At 73.8% G+C, this 17,568-nt stretch carries 20 protein-coding genes; 12 read left to right on the plus strand and 8 right to left on the minus strand.

What is annotated here, in order from left to right; all coding sequences use genetic code 11:
* Window positions 1-6 precede the first annotated feature (6 nt).
* From ABEA81_RS32620 to ABEA81_RS32630, 3 genes are read right to left on the minus strand one after another with little or no spacing between them, the layout of a single operon-like run.
* Window positions 7-1,440 (minus strand): ABC transporter substrate-binding protein, encoded by a 1,434-nt coding sequence (locus ABEA81_RS32620; RefSeq protein ID WP_345610487.1) that lies wholly within the window; start codon window positions 1,438-1,440, stop codon window positions 7-9.
* Complete coding sequence (locus ABEA81_RS32625) at window positions 1,437-2,105, minus strand: histidine phosphatase family protein (protein WP_345610488.1); 669 nt, start codon at window positions 2,103-2,105, stop codon at window positions 1,437-1,439. Before ABEA81_RS32625 ends, ABEA81_RS32620 begins: the two co-directional genes overlap by 4 nt.
* Window positions 2,102-3,607, minus strand: a complete 1,506-nt coding sequence (locus ABEA81_RS32630; protein ID WP_345610490.1) for an FGGY-family carbohydrate kinase — start codon at window positions 3,605-3,607, stop codon at window positions 2,102-2,104. Before ABEA81_RS32630 ends, ABEA81_RS32625 begins: the two co-directional genes overlap by 4 nt.
* Window positions 3,608-3,833: 226 nt before the next feature.
* Between ABEA81_RS32630 and ABEA81_RS32635 the strand changes: the two genes are divergently transcribed.
* The 6 genes from ABEA81_RS32635 to ABEA81_RS32660 all read left to right on the plus strand — a co-directional run bounded on the left by ABEA81_RS32635 (window position 3,834) and on the right by ABEA81_RS32660 (window position 9,478).
* Window positions 3,834-4,658 carry a DeoR/GlpR family DNA-binding transcription regulator gene (locus ABEA81_RS32635; protein WP_345610491.1) on the plus strand — a complete coding sequence of 275 codons (825 nt, stop codon included), beginning with the start codon at window positions 3,834-3,836 and terminating at the stop codon, window positions 4,656-4,658.
* A gap of 41 nt (window positions 4,659-4,699) precedes the next feature.
* Window positions 4,700-5,347: a class II aldolase/adducin family protein gene (locus ABEA81_RS32640; protein ID WP_345610493.1), complete on the plus strand. Its 648-nt coding sequence runs from the start codon at window positions 4,700-4,702 to the stop codon at window positions 5,345-5,347.
* A complete protein-coding gene (locus tag ABEA81_RS32645) occupies window positions 5,344-6,816 on the plus strand; it encodes an FGGY-family carbohydrate kinase (RefSeq protein ID WP_345610494.1) in 1,473 nt (490 codons plus the stop codon). Before ABEA81_RS32640 ends, ABEA81_RS32645 begins: the two co-directional genes overlap by 4 nt.
* A complete protein-coding gene (locus ABEA81_RS32650; RefSeq protein WP_345610495.1) occupies window positions 6,813-8,477 on the plus strand; it encodes a glycerol-3-phosphate dehydrogenase/oxidase in 1,665 nt (554 codons plus the stop codon). Before ABEA81_RS32645 ends, ABEA81_RS32650 begins: the two co-directional genes overlap by 4 nt.
* Window positions 8,478-8,549: 72 nt before the next feature.
* Window positions 8,550-8,738, plus strand: coding sequence for a hypothetical protein (locus ABEA81_RS32655; RefSeq protein WP_345610497.1), 189 nt, complete (start codon window positions 8,550-8,552; stop codon window positions 8,736-8,738).
* A 116-nt stretch (window positions 8,739-8,854) separates the two neighbouring features.
* Entirely contained in the window at window positions 8,855-9,478 is a 624-nt protein-coding gene (locus ABEA81_RS32660; protein WP_345610498.1) for a maleylpyruvate isomerase family mycothiol-dependent enzyme, read from the plus strand.
* 320 nt (window positions 9,479-9,798) lie between these two features.
* Here the strand turns inward: ABEA81_RS32660 and ABEA81_RS32665 are convergent, their stop codons facing one another.
* Window positions 9,799-11,007, minus strand: a complete 1,209-nt coding sequence (locus tag ABEA81_RS32665) for a zinc-dependent alcohol dehydrogenase (RefSeq protein WP_345610500.1) — start codon at window positions 11,005-11,007, stop codon at window positions 9,799-9,801.
* Window positions 11,008-11,090: 83 nt separating this feature from the next.
* Here ABEA81_RS32665 and ABEA81_RS32670 point away from each other — a divergent pair, with 83 nt between their 5' ends.
* Together ABEA81_RS32670 and ABEA81_RS32675 are read left to right on the plus strand one after the other, a co-directional pair.
* Window positions 11,091-11,891, plus strand: coding sequence for an SDR family NAD(P)-dependent oxidoreductase (locus ABEA81_RS32670; protein WP_345610501.1), 801 nt, complete (start codon window positions 11,091-11,093; stop codon window positions 11,889-11,891).
* An 11-nt stretch (window positions 11,892-11,902) separates the two neighbouring features.
* A complete protein-coding gene (locus ABEA81_RS32675) occupies window positions 11,903-12,445 on the plus strand; it encodes a GNAT family N-acetyltransferase (RefSeq protein ID WP_345610502.1) in 543 nt (180 codons plus the stop codon).
* 35 nt (window positions 12,446-12,480) lie between these two features.
* Here the strand turns inward: ABEA81_RS32675 and ligD are convergent, their stop codons facing one another.
* Complete coding sequence (gene ligD / locus ABEA81_RS32680) at window positions 12,481-13,515, minus strand: non-homologous end-joining DNA ligase (protein WP_345610504.1); 1,035 nt, start codon at window positions 13,513-13,515, stop codon at window positions 12,481-12,483.
* A gap of 67 nt (window positions 13,516-13,582) precedes the next feature.
* Between ligD and ABEA81_RS32685 the strand changes: the two genes are divergently transcribed.
* Entirely contained in the window at window positions 13,583-13,846 is a 264-nt protein-coding gene (locus ABEA81_RS32685) for a hypothetical protein (RefSeq protein WP_345610519.1), read from the plus strand.
* A gap of 62 nt (window positions 13,847-13,908) precedes the next feature.
* Window positions 13,909-14,334, plus strand: coding sequence for a peptide-methionine (R)-S-oxide reductase MsrB (gene msrB / locus ABEA81_RS32690; protein ID WP_345610505.1), 426 nt, complete (start codon window positions 13,909-13,911; stop codon window positions 14,332-14,334).
* On the opposite strand, the gene ABEA81_RS32695 is transcribed toward msrB, so the two are convergent.
* The 3 genes from ABEA81_RS32695 to hemQ are packed head-to-tail and all read right to left on the minus strand — an operon-like array spanning window position 14,327 to window position 15,699.
* Window positions 14,327-14,725 (minus strand): type II toxin-antitoxin system VapC family toxin, encoded by a 399-nt coding sequence (locus tag ABEA81_RS32695; protein ID WP_345610507.1) that lies wholly within the window; start codon window positions 14,723-14,725, stop codon window positions 14,327-14,329. The two genes, msrB and ABEA81_RS32695, sit on opposite strands and share 8 nt — an antisense overlap.
* A complete protein-coding gene (locus ABEA81_RS32700) occupies window positions 14,722-14,961 on the minus strand; it encodes a FitA-like ribbon-helix-helix domain-containing protein (RefSeq protein WP_345610508.1) in 240 nt (79 codons plus the stop codon). The genes ABEA81_RS32695 and ABEA81_RS32700 overlap by 4 nt, the downstream gene beginning before the upstream one ends.
* A 42-nt stretch (window positions 14,962-15,003) precedes the next feature.
* Window positions 15,004-15,699 carry a hydrogen peroxide-dependent heme synthase gene (gene hemQ / locus ABEA81_RS32705; RefSeq protein WP_345610509.1) on the minus strand — a complete coding sequence of 232 codons (696 nt, stop codon included), beginning with the start codon at window positions 15,697-15,699 and terminating at the stop codon, window positions 15,004-15,006.
* 217 nt (window positions 15,700-15,916) lie between these two features.
* Here hemQ and ABEA81_RS32710 point away from each other — a divergent pair, with 217 nt between their 5' ends.
* Window positions 15,917-17,149, plus strand: a complete 1,233-nt coding sequence (locus ABEA81_RS32710; RefSeq protein WP_345610510.1) for a S8 family serine peptidase — start codon at window positions 15,917-15,919, stop codon at window positions 17,147-17,149.
* A 12-nt stretch (window positions 17,150-17,161) separates the two neighbouring features.
* The gene (locus ABEA81_RS32715) at window positions 17,162-17,398 is read left to right on the plus strand and encodes a hypothetical protein (protein ID WP_345610511.1); all 237 of its coding nucleotides are present in this window, start codon (window positions 17,162-17,164) and stop codon (window positions 17,396-17,398) included.
* Window positions 17,399-17,568 lie beyond the last annotated feature (170 nt).

Genomic DNA, 17,568 nt, shown 5'->3' on the forward strand with positions numbered 1-17,568 from the left:
GACACGTCAGCCCGCCTTGTTCACGGCCGCCGTGTTGGCCGCCGCCAGTGCGTCGAGCCTCGTCTTCGCGTCCTGGCCCGCGTAGATGTCCTGCAGCGCCACCGCCCAGTCCTCGGTGGTCTCGAAGAACTGCGTCTGCGGGGTGAACTTGATGTCGGTGGAGCCGATGACCTTCTCGAAGGTCTCCTGGTAGCCGGGGAAGCCGCCGAGGGTCTGCTGGAAGGCGCCCTCGAAGACCGACTTGCGGGTGGGGTCGGCGAAGCCTGCCTGCCCGGTCCGCACGGCCTTGGTCTGGGCGTCCTTGCCGGTGGCCCACTGGATGAACAGCCACGCGGCGAGCTTCTTCTGCGACGCGGAGTTCATGGCGAGCGACCACGTCCAGAGGTTGGTGCCGTAGTTGCCGTCCGGGCCGGCGGGGCCGGGGTGCCACGCGAGGTTGCCCGCCTGCGCGCTGTTGCCGGCGATGTTCTGCGGGTACGTGGCCGAGTCGGCGTCGTACACCATCATCGCGGTGCCCGCGCCCAGGTCACCGGTGCAGTCCGGGTACTCGTAGTTCGTCCACGACGTCGGCCCGGCGGAGCGGGCGAGCTCCACCCACTTGCGCGTGAAGTCGACGGCCTGCGGCGAGTTCATGGTGGCCTGCAGCTGGTCGCCGTGCAGCTCGTAGTCCTTGCACCCCTCGCGGGTGAACTGGGTCATGAAGCCCGGGTGGATGGTGGCCCACGACCGGGACCCGCGGAACGCGATGCCGTACTTGTTGTTGGCCCGGTCGGTGAGGTCGGTGGCGAGCTGGATGAGTTCGTCGAAGGTCTCGGCGGGCCGGATCCCGCGGCGGTCGAACTCGGCCTTGTTGTAGCAGAGGACGTTGGTCTCGAAGCCCCACGGGATCGCCCACTGCCCACCCGTGCCGAGGGGGCTGCCGACCTGGAAGTCCCACGAGGTGGACCGGCGCAGACCCTCGTAGATGTCGTCGAAGTCGTAGTCCGGGTTGGTGGCCGAGGTGTTCTCCAGCCACGGCTTGAGGTCCTCCATCCACCCGGGAGGACCGTAGGTCCAGATGAAGTAGGCGCCGGTCATGAACGCGTCGTAGTTGCCGGCGCCGCTCGCGAGCTCGGTGTTGAGGCGCGTGAAGTAGTCGGCCTCGGCCACGAGGTCGGCCTTCACCGTGATGCCGGTGAGCTCGGTGAACTCGGCGAAGAGCGGCTGGAACGCCACCTGGTACGGGTGCGGCGTCTGCAGCACCGAGATCTCGGTGCCCTCGGCCTTGCGCCAGTCGAACCCGCCGCTGACCTCGGCGGCGCCGTTCTCGGTCGCGGGGCCGCCACCGGTGCCGAGGCCGCAGGCGGCGAGCAGCGACGACGCGCCGACGGCAGCGCCGCCGACGCCGAACATGCGCAGCACGTCGCGTCGGGTGGGGGTCCAGAGCTCGCGGCGGGTCATGCGGTCCTCCCTGCGGTCGGGGCCGGCTCGTCTGCGGTGACGGCCGGAGAGGTCGGGACGTTGAGGGCCAGCAGCGCCGGCGGGGCGGCGGGGTCGGCCGGCACGCGCAGGCGGGTGGCAGCGGTGTTCTCCAGCCGCGGCAGCACGGCCCGGTAGCGCGCGAGCGGGATGCCCAGCCACGCGCAGAGCGCCAGGCGCAGGAGCGTGTTGTGCGCGACCACCAGCACGGACCGGCCTGCGTGGCGCTCGGCGATCCCGCGCAGGGCGGCGACCGCGCGCTCGGCGGCGGTGGAGGGCGGCTCGGCACCCGGGAAGGGGTTCGCGACCGGGTCCGCGACGAACGCCTCGGCCGCCGCGGGGCAGCTCACGCGCAGCTCGGACAGGGTGCGGCCTTCGGCGATGCCGAAGTCGACCTCCCGCAGATCGGGCACCGTCTCGGGCTCGAGCCCGAGCGCCGCGGCCACCGGTGCGGCGGTGGCCACGGCACGCGGCACCGGAGAGCAGACGAGCACGTCGAACTGCTGGCGGCGGGCCCAACCGGCGAGCGCGTCGGCCTGTGCGCGGCCGACCTCGTCCAGCGGGACGTCGCTCACGCCCGTGTAGCGGTTCTCGGCGTGCCAGATCGTCCGCCCGTGGCGGACGAGGGTGAGCTCGGTGGCGCTCATGACGCGGCTCCGCCTGCGGTCTCGGCGTTCAGGAACCTCGCGTGTCCCCGCTCGAGCCAGCCGCGGTCCTCGAGCGCCACGACCAGCCGCTCGTAGCCCTCCGTCAGCTCGTCCGCCCGGGACGGGTCCGGCTCGAACCGGCGCCGCATCCGCACCATGGCGGCGGCGGTGGCGGCGAGCCGCCCGGGCGGGGCCGCGGCGAGCACGGCCGAGCCGATCGCCGAGCCCGCGTGTTCCGGCACCGCGACCGGGCGCTGCAGCACGTCGGCGCGCAGCTGTGTCCACCAGTCGTTGCGGCTGGTGCCGCCGGTGGCGACGACCGGGCCGGAGACGTCGGCGCCCAGCCCGGCGAGCACGTCGAACGCCAGCCGCTCCACGTACGCGACGCCGTGCGCCACGCGCTGGAACCGGGTGGCCGGATCCGGGTCGGCGGGAGCCCCGACGTCGAACCCCTCGGCGCCGTCCGCGACGAACGGGAACCGCTCCCCCCGGCCCGCCAGGGGGTAGGTGGTGCCCGCGGGTACCCCTCGCTCCCGCGCCCGCGCGGTCAGCTCGTCGAGGTCGGCGCCGGGGAGCTCGCTCGCGAGGACGCCTGCGCCGGTGCTGGAGGCACCGCCGGGCAGCCAGCCGCCGTCGGGGTTGCGGTGGCAGTACACCGCGCCGGACGGGTCGTGCAGCAGGTCGCGCGTGGACCCCTTCAGCACCAGCGTGGTGCCCAGCGCGGAGCACCACCGGCCCGGTTCCAGCGCGGCAGTGGCCACCTGGGCGGCGCAGCCGTCGGTCATGCCGGCGACGATCGGCGTGCCGGCCGGGATGCCCGTCTCCTCGGCGGCGGCCGCGGCCACCGTGGCGACCCGCTCCCCCGGCGCCACCACGGGCGGCAGCACGGCCGGGTCGACACCCAGCCGGTCGAGCACGGCGCCGGGCCATGCGGCGGCGAGCAGGTCGTACCCGGTCTTCAGCGCGTGGCTCCAGTCGGTGGGCACGGGGTGCCCGGCGAGGAGCGCACCGATGTGGTCGGCCTGGTGGGCGAGCCGGTGCCCGGCCGGGACGGCGCCCCGGGCGACGAGCCACGTCACCTTCGGCAGCGCCCAGCTCGCCTGCATCCGGTAGCCGAGCGCGGTCCACAGCTCGGCGCCCTCGTCCTGGACGCGCGCGGCCTCCGCGGCGGCGCGCCGGTCGTCGTACATCAGCGCGGGGCCCGCGGCGTGGCCGCGCTCGTCCTGGACGACGAGGGTGCCGGACGTCGAGTCGATGCTCACGCCGCCCACGGGGCGCCCGCCACGCCCGGCGAGCGCGGCGCGGGTGGCGATGCAGGTGGCGCGCCACCAGTCGGCGGGGTCCTGCTCGTGCCGCTCACCCGCGCGCACGTCGCTCGACAGGGGCGCCGAGCCGCTGCCGAGCACCGCGCCGGACCCGTCGACGAGCACGGCGCGCACACCCTGGGTGCCGAGGTCGACCCCCACCCAGAGGGGGGCGTCGACGGGCGCGGGATCGGGCACCGGTGCTCCTTCGGGTCGTCGCGCTATGCGCGGCGACACAGTAGGACGGCCCTCATCTCACGTCAACACGTTGTTGTCACACTGCGATCCGTGAAGTGCTGGCCGGCCTGGATCACGTCCGACCCGAACTTCACAGAGAAAGCAGCGTTGTTCACATCGAAGCTTGACGGATCGTGCTTCGCGCGCTGTGATGCCAGTCGCAACAGGCCGAGGATGGAGGCGAGCGGTGACCGAGCGGGAGGTGGACGCGACGGGCCCCGTTCCGGACGCGCCGCGGACGCTCGGACCCGACGGTCGCCAGGCCCGGATCACCGACCTCGTGCTCACCACCGGCTCGGTCTCCGCCCAGGAGCTCGCCGAGACGTTCGGCGTGTCCGTGATGACGATCCACCGCGATCTCGACGAGCTGCAGCGCCAGGGGGTGCTCCGCAAGGCGCGCGGGGTGGCCACCGCGCAGCCGAGCGGCACCTTCGAGTCCAACGTCGAGTACCGGGCCAAGGCCAACATGGAGGCCAAGCGGCTCATCGCGCAGCACGCGTGCCGCCACGTCGAGCCCGGGATGTCGGTGCTCCTGGACGACTCCACCACCGCGCTGCAGATGCTCCCCCACCTCGCCGCGCTCGCACCGCTCACGGTCGCCACCAACTACCTCGCCGCGCTCATCGAGCTCGCCAGGATGCGCGACGTGCAGGTGGTGGCGCTCGGCGGGCACTACGACGTGCAGCACGACTCGTTCCTGGGGTCCACCTGCGTGGACGCGGTGCAGTCCATGCGCTTCGACGCCGCGTTCGTCAGCACGTCCGCGGTGAGCGACGGCTACGCCTTCCACCAGGAGGACAAGATCGTCGCGGTGAAGCGCGCCATGGTGGACGTCGCCGCGCGCAGCCACCTGCTGATCGACCACACGAAACTCACCCGCAACGCCCTGCACCGGCTGCTGCCGCTGCACCGGTTCGCGACGGTCGTCGTCGACGCCGGTGCCTCCCCCCGTGACCTGGCCGCGCTGCGCGAGAACGACGTGCTCGTGGAGGTCGCGAGCGGTGCCGGCTGAGTGAGAAGACGCTGGCTGAGAAGACATCGAGAGGATCGCCCATGCTCCTGCACGACGAACGCGTCCAGCTGGTGGAGTACTGCCGCCGGATGCAGGCCGACGAGCTGACCGTCGGCACCTCGGGCAACCTGTCGATCCGTTCCGGCGACCACATCGCGATCACGCCGAGCGGCGCGGCCTACGAGGACCTGACCCCGGAGTCGATCTGCGTGATCGACCTGGACGGCAACCGCCTCGAGGACGGGCTCGACCCGTCGTCGGAGGTGCCGATGCACACGTCGGTCTACCGGAGCACCGACGCGAAGGCGGTGGTGCACACCCACCCGCTCTACGCCAGCACCCTCTCCGCGGTGGTCGACGAGCTGCCCGCGGTGCACTACATGGTGGCGCTGCTCGGCGGGCCGGTCCGGGTGGCGCCCTACGCGACGTTCGGCAGCCCCGAACTGGCCGACAACAGCGTGGAGGCGATGAAGGGCCGCTTCGGCGCCATCCTGCAGAACCACGGCGCCACCACCTACGGCGAGAGCATCGCGAAGGCCTACACCCGCAGCGTCTACCTGGAGTGGGTGTGCCGGATGTACTACCAGGCGAAGCTGCTCGGGCAGCCGAACATCCTGCCCGACGACGAGATCGCCCGCGTCGCGGAGAAGCTGACCACCTACGGGCAGACGGTGCCGGACAAGTCATGACGCGCACCTGGCTCGGCATCGACGCCGGCACGTCGGTGGTGAAGGCCGCCCTCTTCGACGACGGCGGCGAGGCCCTTGCCGTCGCGGGGCGGCCGCTGGAGCTCGTGCACGCCGCCGACGACGGGGTGGAGCAGGACCTCGACGCGATCGTCACGGCGATCGCCGAGGTCACCCGCGAGGTCGCGGCCGGGAACACCCCGCACGTCGTCGCGATCACCGGCCAGGGCGACGGCTGCTGGGTCACCGACGAGGCCGGCCGGGCCGTGCGGCCCGCGCTCTCGTGGCTCGACGGCCGTGCGAGCGGGATCCTCGGCCGCTGGAACGCCGAGGGCGTGACCGAGCGCATCTTCCGCGTCAACGGCACGACGGTCTTCCCCGGCGCGCCCGGGCCGTTGCTGGCCTGGCTCGACGAGCACGAGCCGGACGTCCTGGACCGGGCCACCACGGCGGGCGCGTGCAAGGACGCCGTGTTCACCCGGCTCACCGGCGAGCGCGCCACCGACCCCAGCGACAGCTCGCTGCCCTTCGGCGACGGCACCGGCACCGGCTACAGCGACGACGCACTCGGCGCGATGGGGCTCGCCCACCGCCGCGACCTGCTCGCGCCGATCACCCTCCCGGTCCCCCAGGGGCCGCTCTCGGCCGCGGGCGCCGAGCTGCTCGGGCTGCCCGCCGGCACGCCGATCAGCTCGGGGCCCTTCGACTTCCCCGCCTGCGCCCGCGGCGGCGGGGTGCGGGAGGTCGGTGACGCGCTGCTGATCGTCGGCACGACGCTGGGCTGCATGGTCCACGTCGACGAGCTCGCCACCGGCGGCGATCCCGCCGGGTTCTCGGTGGCCACGGGCGAGCCCGGCCGCTGGCTGCGGGCGATGCCGGCGATGGTCGGCACGGCGTCGATGGACTGGATGCTGCAGACCCTCGGCCTCGGCGTCGAGGCGATCGACGCCGCGCTCGGGGTCAGCCCGCCCGGCGCGGGCGGCGTGGAGGTGCTGCCCTACCTGGCGACGTCCGGCGAGCGGGCCCCGTTCGTGGACCCGCACGCGTCCGGACAGGTCACGGGTGTGCGGTTGACCACCACCCGGGACGATCTGCTGCGGGCGATGTGCGAGGGCCTCGCGTACGCGGCGCGGCACTGCTTCGACGCCGCAGGAGGGGCCTCGCGGATCGTCGCGGCCGGCGGGGGCACCCGGTCACGGCCGTGGCTGCAGGTGTTCGCCGACGTGCTCGGCGTCCCGCTCGAACTCGCCCGCACCCCCGAGGTCGGGGCCCGCGGCGCCGTGCTCTGCGCGGCCGCCGCCCGCGGCGAGGACCTCGACGCCGAGACCTGGACCGCGCCGGAGGACGTCGTCGAACCCGACCCGGCCCGGCAGGCGTTCTACACCGACGGCTACGCCCGCTACCTCGACCACGTGCAGGCGGCGCGGCCGTTCTGGGCCACGCGGCGGGCGTCGGCGGCGGTGGCGCGATGACCGCCGTCCTCTCCCCCGCCGCCCGGGAGGCCGCCCTCGCCGCCGTGAAGGGCGGCTCGTTCGACGTCGCGGTGGTCGGTGGCGGGGTCACCGGGGCCGGTGTCGCCCTCGACGCCGCGGCCCGAGGCCTGTCGGTCGTGCTGCTCGAGGCGGGCGATCTCGCGTCGGGCACGTCGTCCCGCTCGGGCAAGACCGTGCACGGCGGCCTGCGCTACCTCGAGCAGCTGAACTTCACGCTCGTCGCCGAGGCGCTGCACGAACGCGACCTGATGGTCCGCACGCTCGCCCCGCACCTGGTCACACCGGAACCGTTCCTGTTCCCGCTGACGAAGCACTGGGAGCGGCCCTACATCGGCGCGGGCGTGCTGCTCTACGACCTGATGGCCGCGGCGGGGCGGACCGGCGGCCGGGGCGGCGTGCCGCACCACCGCCACCTGAGCCGCCGCGGCGCGCTGCGGGAGGCGCCCGGCCTCGACCCGCGCGTCGTCACCGGGGCGCTGCAGTACTACGACGGGCGCATGGACGACGCCCGCCACACGCTCGCCGTGGCCCGCACGGCCGCGGCGCACGGGGCCGTCGTGCTCAGCCACGCGCCCGTGGTGGACGTGATCCGGGACGGACCGCGCGTCACCGGCGTCTCCGCCGAGGACACGGTGTCCGGCAGCCGGTTCGACGTCGCGGCGTCGGTGGTGGTCAACGCAGCGGGCGTGTGGGCGGCCGACATCCAGGCGATGGCCGGCCCGCCGACGTTCGCGGTGCAGCCGGCCAAGGGCGTGCACCTGCTCGTGGACCAGGAAGCGTTCGACTCGCGGACCGGCATCCTGGCCCGCGCCGAGGACTCGGTGATCATCCTGCGGAAGTGGTTCGGGCACTGGCTCCTCGGCACCACCGACACCGCGTACGACGGCGACCGCCGCGCCCCCACCGTCGAGCGGGAGGACGTCGACTACCTGCTGCGCAACGTCAACCGCTACCTCGCCCGCCCGCTCTCGCGCGAGGACGTGCTCGGCACGTTCGCGGGGCTGCGGCCGCTGCTCGCGCCGATCGCGAAGGACGCCGCAACCACGTCGGCGCTCTCCCGCGACCACACGGTCGTCGAGGAGCCCGCCGGGATGGTCACGGTGGTCGGGGGCAAGTACACGACCTACCGGCGGATGGCGCGCGACGCCGTCGACGCCGTGGGCCGCGCCATGGGCACCGGGCTGCCCGCGTCCCCCACCGCGAGCCTCCCGCTCGTGGGCGCCGCCGGGTGGCAGGCCGTCGGCAACCGGGTGGCGCGGCTCGCCGCGGAGCACGGGGTGGCCGAGGAGCACGTGCGCCGGATGCTGCACCGATACGGCGACGAGCTGCCGGACGTTCTCGCGCCGATCCACACCGACCCCGCGCTCGGCGAGCCGATCGCCGGCTACCTCCCCGTGGAGTTCCGGCGGGCGGTCACGCACGAGGGCGCGCTCACGCTCGCCGACGTCCTGCACCGCCGCACCCACCTGGCGATCGAGCGCAGCGACGCCGGCCTGCCGGCCGCCCCGGCCGTCGCCGCCCTGCTCGCCCCGCTGCTGGGCTGGGACGCCGACCGGCAGTCGCGGGAGGTGGCCGCGTACCGGGCGGAGGTGGAGCGCGACCGGGCGGGCCTGGCCGCCGAACCCGCGGGGGCATCCTGAATCGCAGGGCCTCGTCGCATGCCCCGACGAGACGGGGTTCTCGGCGCCGTCGGGAGGGAGCATCATCGGCCGATGCGATTCGTGCTCGCCGCCTTCGGCGTCGTCCTGGTACTGGTCGGCGCACTGTGGACCCTGCAGGGCAGCAACCTGCTCGGCGGCAGCTTCATGTCCGGTTCGCGGCTGTGGCTGGCGATCGGGCTGCTGGCTCTGGTCGCCGGGATCTGGCTGGTGGTGCGGGCGGTCCGGGCCCGGCGCGCCTGAGACCGCGTGCAGCACGCGGGGCCGTCCGGTGCGGGAGGCGTGATCAGCGGTCGGCTGAGCCGCAGATCCACCGCGAGAGGGTGATCCGGCTCGCCGTCGGGTAGCGTGCGCCGGCGATGACGTGTTCGGCCCTCGCCCGTGCGGAGCGGGCGGACCTCCTCGCGCTCCTCGAAGGCCTGGCGCCGCAGCAGTGGGACACGCCCACGCTGTGCGCCGGTTGGCTGGTCCGCGACGTGGTGGCCCACATGATCAGCTACGAGGGGCTCCGCGGGCGTGCTCTCGTCCGCAGGCTCACGCGGGGCCGGTTCCGGCTGCGCCGGACCAACGCCGTCGGCGTGGCCGAGATGCGCGACGCCGGCCCGGACGAACTGCTCACCCTGCTGGAACAGCGGTTGGAACCGACCGGGCTCACCACCGGCTTCGGCGGTCGCATCGCCCTGCTGGACGCGCTGATCCACCAGCAGGACATCCGCCGTCCCCTCGGCGCCCCGCGCACGATCCCGCCGGAGCGGCTGCTGCCCGCGCTCTCGTTCGCCCGCTTCGCGCCGCCGGTCGGCGCGTTCTGGCGCGCCCGCGGGCTCCGGCTGGTCGCGACCGATCTCGGCTGGTCCGCCGGGCGGGGCCCGGAGGTGCGCGGGCCCGGAGAGTCCCTGCTGATGGCGATCTCCGGCCGCCGCGGCGTCGTCGGCGAGCTCACCGGGCCCGGCCGGCCCACGCTCGCTGCCCGGATCCAGGGCTAGTTGTCCGCCGTACAGCAACCCGGGCGTGATCGGGCTACCCGGTAGTGGCGCCGCTGCGGTCGGCTGCTGCTCGTCGCGACGGGCGGCGGCGAGCGACCGATCAGCACATCACGGTGGTGGCGAGAGCGATGGTGTGCTGCTCGCGGTGGCCCTGCCCAGCCGCGGCCGGCCACCGATTCCCGGCGGGCGGGGCAGGACGCACACCCGATGTGCGGCGATGCTCCGGGCCGCACAGCACGGTGACCAAGGGCTGATGGTCGCGGTTGGAGATCGACCAGCGACCATCTGCCCGTGATCGCCGAACACCGCCGCCCCGCTGATCATCGGGCCGGGGCGCGGCCTGACGCCGGCTGAAGCAGCGTCTTCACCATCCCGTCCTTCTTCGCCTGGAAGGTGGCGTAGGCCTCGGGGGCCGCGTCGAGCGGCAGGCGGTGGGTGGCGAAGTCGTCCATGCCCAGCGGGTCGCCGTCGACGAGCAGCGGGAGGATCTGCGGCACCCACCGGTGCACGTTGGCCTGCCCCATCCGCAGCTGGATCTGCTTGTCGAACAGCGTCAGCATCGGCAGCGGGTCGGCCATGCCGCCGTAGACGCCGCTGAGCGAGATCGTGCCGCCCCTGCGGACGAGCTCGATGGCCGAGTAGAGGGCGTTCAGCCGGTCCATGCCCGCGGTCTCCATGAGCCGGGCCGCCACCGCGTCCGGCAGCATGCCGGTCAGCTGCTGCGCGATCTTCCCGAGCGGGGAGCCGTGCGCCTCCATCCCGACCGCGTCGATCACCGCATCCGCGCCGCGACCATCTGTGAGCTCGCGGACGTGGTCGACGAGGTCGCGGCCGTGCCGGGACAGGTCGAGCACGGTGACCCCGCGGGCGCGGGCCCGTTCCAGCCGTTCGGGCACGAGGTCGACGCCGATCACGTTCTCGATGCCGCGGTACCGCGCGACCCGGGTGCTCATGTCGCCGATCGGGCCGAGACCGAGCACCACGAGCGACCCGCCGTCGGGCACGGCCGCGTACTCCACTGCCTGCCAGGCCGTCGGCGCCACGTCCGAGAGGTACACGAACCGGTCGTCCGGCGGGCCGTCCGGGACCTTGATCGGCAACGTGTCCCCGAACGGGACGCGGAGGTACTCGGCCTGCCCCCCGGGCACCTGCCCGTACAGCTTCGTGTAGCCGAACAGCGACCCACCCTTGCCGTGGGCGTGCACCTGCGTCGTCTCGCACTGGGAGTGCAGGCCGCGCACGCACATCCAGCACGTGCCGCAGGAGACGTTGAACGGCACGACGACCCGGTCGCCCGGCGCCACGGCGGCGACCCCGCTCCCCACCTCCTCGACGACGCCCATCGGCTCGTGCCCGAGTACGTCCCCCTCGGAGAGGAACGGCCCGAGCACCTCGTAGAGGTGCAGGTCCGAGCCGCAGATGCCGGTCGAGGTGATGCGCACGATGACGTCGGTCGGCTCGGTGATGGCCGGATCGGGCACGGTGTCCACGCGCACATCCCGTTTGCCGTGCCAGGTGACCGCTCGCATGGGGACTCCTCCTGCTGGGCGCCGTCGCCCCATGCCATTCCCGCGAGGGGTTGCGGGAAACGAGCCGGGGTAGCCCGACCGGCATGACCTCGTCCACCAGCAGGCCCCTCGCGATGATCACCGGTGCGTCCAGCGGGATCGGCCTCGAGCTCGCGAAGCAGTTCGCGGGGCACGGGTTCGACCTCCTGCTGAACGCGGAGGACGATCGGCTCGACAGGGCCGCCGCCGAGCTGACGGCCACCGGCGTCGGCGTCCGGTCCGTGCGCGCCGACCTGCGCACGGCCGAGGGCGTCGAGCGGCTCTGGTCGGCCGCGTCGGCGATCGGCCGCCCCCTCGACGCCGTGGCGCTCAACGCTGGTGTCGGGAAGGGCGGCCGGTTCGTCGACACCGAGCTCGCCGACGAGCTCGCGATCATCGACCTCAACATCACCTCGACGGTGCGGCTGGCCAAGCACGTCCTGCGCGACATGACCGCCCGGGACGACGGCCGCGTGTTGATCACATCGTCGATCGCCTCGACGATGCCAGGGAGCTTCCAGGCCGTCTACAACGCGTCGAAGTCGTTCCTGCAGTCGTTCGCCGAGGCGCTGCAGGAGGAGCTGCGCGACAGCGCCGTCACGGTCACGTCGCTCATGCCCGGCCCAACCGAGACCGACTTCTTCCGGCGGGCCGACATGGAGGACACGAAGGTCGGCGCTTCGGACAAGGACGACGCGGCACAGGTCGCGCAGCAGGGCTTCGAGGCGCTCATGAAGGGCGAGCGGCGCGTCGTCGCGGGGTCGCTGGGCACGCGGGCCCAGGAGGCCGCGGGCAAGGCCATTCCCGACGCGCTCAAGGCGAAGATGCACCGGAAGATGGCGGAACCGGGTTCGGCAGAACGCTAGCGTCTCCGTGCGTGGTGAGCAGCGACGCGGTCACGCTCCGGCCGGCACGCCCCGAGGACGCGCCCGCGGTCGCGGCGATCTGGCGCAGCGGCTGGCGCGACGGCCACCTCGGCCACGTCCCCGACGAGCTGCTCGCCGCGCGCACGGACGCCTCGTTCGACGCCCGCGCCGCCGAGCGGACCGGCGACACCGCTGTCGCGGTCGTCAGGGGTGCCGTCGCGGGGTTCGTCATGGTCGTCGGAGACGAGGTCGAGCAGGTCTACGTCGCCACGGAACACCGGGGCACGGCGGTTGCCGCCGTACTGCTGGCCGAGGCGGAGCGCCTCGTCAGGGCGGGTGGCCACGAGCGGGCGTGGCTCGCCGTCGTCGCCGGCAACACGCGGGCGCGCCGGTTCTACGAGCGCAACGGGTGGGCCGACGAGGGCCCGTTCGACCACGCCGCGGAGGGGCCGGACGGTCCGATCCGCGTGCCCGCGCACCGCTACGCGAAGCGGGTCGCCGGAGCAGGCGCCGGCGGCTCCGGCCGACCGGACGTCGACGCCGCACCGCGGTGATCCCGGCCGAGCCGTCCGTCGCCGAAACCGACCCGTCACGCCTCCGGGTTGCGGGCCCGGCTCGGCTGCACCCGCATCGGCTCGCCGGGCATCTTGGGGTACTCCGGCGGGTAGGGCAGGTCACCCAAGCCGAGGTCGCGCTCGTCGGCGGCGTACCACTCGAGCGCGGTGTCCAGCCCGCCCACCTCACCGTCCATGCCCGCGTGCGGGTCACCGTGCTCGGCGTAGAACCCGGGCACGGTGCGCACGTCGAAGTCCTCCGGCTCGACGTCGGGCAGCGCGTCCCACGTCAGCGGCATGGACACCGTAGCCCGCGGCCGTCCCCTGACCGACCACGCCGACGCGACGGTGCGGTCGCGCGCGGCCTGGTTGTAGTCGAGGAACACCCGCTCGCCGCGCTCCTCCTTCCACCACGCGACGGTGGCCTTCTCCGGCAGCCGGTCGGCCACCCGCCGCGCGACCGCGATCACGGCGTGCCGGACGGCGACGAAGTCCCACTCCGGTCGGATGCGGCAGAACACGTGCACGCCACGCCCGCCGGACGTCTTCGGCCAGCCGACCAGCCCGGCCTCGTCGAGCACCTCGTGCAGCACCGCCGCGACGGCGACGGCGTCGGCGAAGTCGGTGCCCGGCTGCGGGTCGAGGTCGATGCGCAGCTCGTCGGGGTGGTCGGTGTCGGCCAGCCGGACGGGCCACGGGTGGAAGTCGAAGGTGCCCATGTTGGCCGCCCAGAGCAGCACGGCCTGCTCGGTGGGGCACAGCGAGTCGGCGGTGCGGCCGGAGGGGAACGTCACGCGGGCCGTCTCGACGTACGGCGGGGCTCCCTTCGGGAGCCGCTTGGAGAAGAACGACTCACCGTCGACGCCGTCCGGGTAGCGCTTGAGGTTCGTCGGCCGCTCCCGCAGGGCGCCCAGCAGCGGCTCCGCCACCGCGCGGTAATACTCGACGACCTCGCCCTTGGTGATCCCCCGCTCCGGGAAGTACACCTTGTCGGCGCTGGTCAGCCGCACCTCGCGATCGCCGTCCGGGCCGGGGACCGACAACAGCACCGCCGCGCTCTTGCTCGCCACGAGTGCGGACGGTACCCGCTACCCTGCACGAGATGCCCGATCTCCACGAACCGGACCGTCCGGGCCGATCCGGCAGTTCGACGACGAGCTGCTCGGGCTGGACCCCGACGACCCGGAGGCCCAGGCCTTCGCCGAGCACCTCGACCGCATGCAGCGCCAGCGCCCCGCCTTCACCGTGGAGGGCTACCTCGACGGCGTCCGCGACTTCGCCGAGTCCGCCAACCGGGCCCGGGGCGGGCGGCGGCTGGCCGCGGTGGCGGTGGTCGTGCTGCTGCTCCTCGGCGTGGCGTACGTGGTGTGGGAGGCGTTGGTCTTCACGGCGCTCCTGTAGCCGCACTGTTCACCGGCGCAGGCTCGGTGCGCCTCCCGGGCCGCGGACATAGTCTGGGGAGCATGGATCCCGCCACCGAGCCCGCCCCGAAGGTCGTCAAGTCCGATGCCGAGTGGCGAGCCCAGCTCACCCCCGCCGAGTACCAGGTCCTGCGCCAGGCCGGCACCGAGCGGCCGTTCACCGGCGAGTACACCGACGCGAAGACCCAGGGCGTCTACTCCTGCCGGGCGTGCGGCGCCGAGCTGTTCCGCTCCGACACCAAGTTCGAGTCGCACTGCGGCTGGCCGTCGTTCTTCACCCCGCTCGCGGGCGACGCCGTGATCGAGCGCGTGGACACCAGCCTCGGGATGCGTCGCGTCGAGGTGCTGTGCGCCACCTGCCACAGCCACCTGGGCCACGTCTTCGAGGGCGAGGGCTACGACACGCCCACCGACCTGCGGTACTGCATCAACTCGATCTCGCTCCGCCTGGAGCCGGACGCTAGCTGATCACCTCGACCTCGCACGGCAGGCCGGGGGCGTTCGCGAGCCGGTTGTCCCCGGTGAGCAGCGTTGCGCCGAGCCGGGCGGCAAGAGCGACGTACAGCGCGTCGTAGTAGGAGAAGTTGTGGCGCAACCGCCAGGCTGCCGGGGCCAACGGGCCGTGTGGGTACCGGTCGACGACCAGGGTGTCGAGGGCCCGAAGGGCGCCCTCGGCCAGCTCGGCAGGCAGCTCCCCTGCCGCAACTCGCCGACGCAGCACACTGCCGACTTCTGCGTCGATGAGGTGGGGTGCATGCCGCCCCAACCGACCAAGGCGTTCCCGAAGCGCGTGCGCCTCGGACGTGCGCTCGACGAGCGCAGCCACCGTGACCGAGGCATCCAGCACGACATCGGTCAACGGCGCCGGTCCTCGTCGAGGTCAGCGAGGACCTGCTCCCGGCTGACCGTCGGCCCGAACCGCTCGAGCTCCGCCTCCCATTCGGCCACGATCTCCGACCACCGCGCACGCCGCCGCGCGAGCTCGGTCACCTGCTCCCGCATGTAAGCCTGCAGGGACTGGCCGGCGGCCTTGGCCTCCTGCCGGATCGACTCGTAGACATCGTCCGGGATGTCCCGGATCTGGATCGTGGCCACGTGGACAGAGTACCGAGTAGCGCTGATTCAGCGCTACTCGGTTCACGGCAGCGTGGCGACCAGGTCCCCCGGCTCCACCCGCGGCCCGGTGAAGAACGGCGTCTCCTCGCGGACGTGCCGGCGGGCGTCGGTGGCGCGCAGGTGGCGCATCAGGTCGACGATCCGGTCGAGCTGGTCGGCCTCGAACGCGAGGATCCACTCGTAGTCGCCGAGCGCGAACGCGGGCACGGTGTTGGCGCGGACGTCCGGGTAGTCGCGGGCCTCCATGCCGTGCTCGGCGAGCATCCGGCGCCGCTCCTCGTCGGGCAGCAGGTACCACTCGTAGGAGCGGACGAACGGGTACACGCAGATGTAGCGCCGGGGCGCCTCCCCCGCGATGAACGCCGGGAGGTGGCTCTTGTTGAACTCGGCGGGCCGGTGCAGGGCCACCTGGCTCCACACCGGGGTGCTCGCTCGGCCGAGCGCGGTGGTGCGGCGCAGGTCGGCGTAGGCCGCCTGGAGGGTCTCGATGTTGTCGGCGTGCCACCAGATCATGTAGTCGGCGTCGGCGCGCAGGCCCGCCATGTCGTACACGCCGCGCACGGTGACGCCCTTGCCCGCCAGCGCGTCGAGGAACTCGCCGAGCTGGCTCGCCACCGCGGCGCGGTCGTCGCCCAGCCGGCCGGGCTCCACCCGGAACACCGACCACATCGCGTAGCGGATGGCGCTGTTGAGCTCTGCGTAGTCCAGGCGTGCCACGCTTCCATCCTGCCACGCACGGCCTCAGCCGCCCGCGCCGCCGAGGGTGGCGCCGAGCACGGTCGCGTCCAGCCGCCGCGCCAGGTCCGCGAGCAACGGCCGTGCTGCAGGCGGTACCGACGACGGGTACGCGGAGCGTCGCTCTCGGTGGCCACCAGCTGATCACCCCGGCACGATGTGACCCCTACGCCGGACGATGATCGAGAGGGGTCGAGTGGTGGACATCGGGGCGGGGTTGACCGGCCGCTATCTGCTGGTGCTGAACGAGGACCTGCTGGACGACGACGACGGCGCCCGCGCCGCGGTGCGGGACCTGAGCGGCGCGGAGGTCACGAGCACCCGGGACGCCGACCGTGCCGCCGCGCCGGCCCGGCCGACCCTCTTCGCCGAGCTCGGCGTCGCCGTCGTGGACCTGTCCGCGGACCAGCTGGCCGCGGCGCGCACCGACCGGCGGCTGCTGGGCGTGGAGCCGGAGCGCGTGCAGCGGGCGATCGGCGGGTCGCTCTCCGAGGAGTACCTGCGGGGCTTCCGGGACGCGGCGCAGTTCCTGCACTCCCGGGTCGCGGACGCGGGTGCGGTGGCGGCCGCGCAGTTCGGCGACACCGACAAGCTGACCTGGGGTCTGCAGGCCACCGGCGTCGCGGACTCCCCGGAGACCGGCGCGGGCATCACCGTCGCGGTGCTCGACACCGGGCTCGACCTCGACCACCCCGACTTCGCCGGGCGCGACATCGAGGCCAGGTCGTTCGTCGATGGCCAGCCGGCGCAGGACGTGCAGGGGCACGGCACCCACGTCACCGGGACGTCCTGCGGCGCGCTCGCCCCGGGCACCGGGCGGCGCTACGGGATCGCCCACGAGGCGCGCATCCTCGTCGGCAAGGTGCTGGGAGACGACGGCTCCGGCACCGACGCCGACATCCTCGCCGGCATGAGCTGGGCCATCTCCGCGGGCGCCCGCGTCATCTCGATGTCGCTGGGCACCGACGTCCGGGAGGTCTCCACCGCCTACGAGACCGCGGGCAGGCGCGCCCTCGCCGCGGGCACCCTCGTCGTGGCCGCCGCCGGGAACAACGCGCGCCGCGGCGCGGGCGACCCCGGCTTCGTCGGGGTGCCCGCCAACAGCCCCTCGATCATGGCCGTGGGCGCGGTGGACGGCGCGCTGGCGATCGCCGACTTCTCCGCGGCGAGCACCAGCGTCGAGGGCGGGCAGGTCGACATCGCGGCGCCGGGCGTCGACGTGTACTCGTCCTGGCCGCGGCCCAGGGGGACGAACACGATCTCCGGCACCAGCATGGCCACCCCGCACGTCGCCGGGATCGCGGCACTCTGGTCGCAGCGCACCGGTGCCACCGGCCAGGAGCTGTGGGCGCAGCTCGTGCAGGCCGCGCAGCGGCTGCCGCTTCCGGCGAGCGACGTCGGGTCCGGGCTCGTCCGGGCCCCCGGCGCCTGAGAGGGGAACACCGTGCCCGAGAAGGTCACCATCTCCGTCGCGGACGACGCGATCGAACGGATCGACGAGGTCGTCGCCGCCCTGGAGGGCGGCGGGCTGCAGGTCGAGCAGGTGCTGCGGCCGATCGGCGTGATCACCGGCTCGGTGGACACCCGGCACGTCCACGCGCTCGGCAGCGTGGCCGGGGTCGCCGCCGTCGAGCCGCAGGGGACGGTGCAGCTGCCGCCACCGGACTCGGACGTGCAGTAGCCCGGCAGCCGCCGCGCGGAGCAGGCGGCCGGTTCGCGCGCTCCTAGTGTCCCCCCGCCGGAAGTCCGTTGGGTAAGTCGGTGGATCCAGGTTCTCGCTGCGTGTGCCGGGCGGCGGCCCTCGTACCGGGCGTACTCGGGACGTCGGCCGGTGCGCGCAGCGTGGGGCTG

The sequence above is a fragment of the Pseudonocardia adelaidensis genome, assembly GCF_039543345.1.
GTDB classification, from domain to species: domain Bacteria; phylum Actinomycetota; class Actinomycetes; order Mycobacteriales; family Pseudonocardiaceae; genus Pseudonocardia; species Pseudonocardia adelaidensis.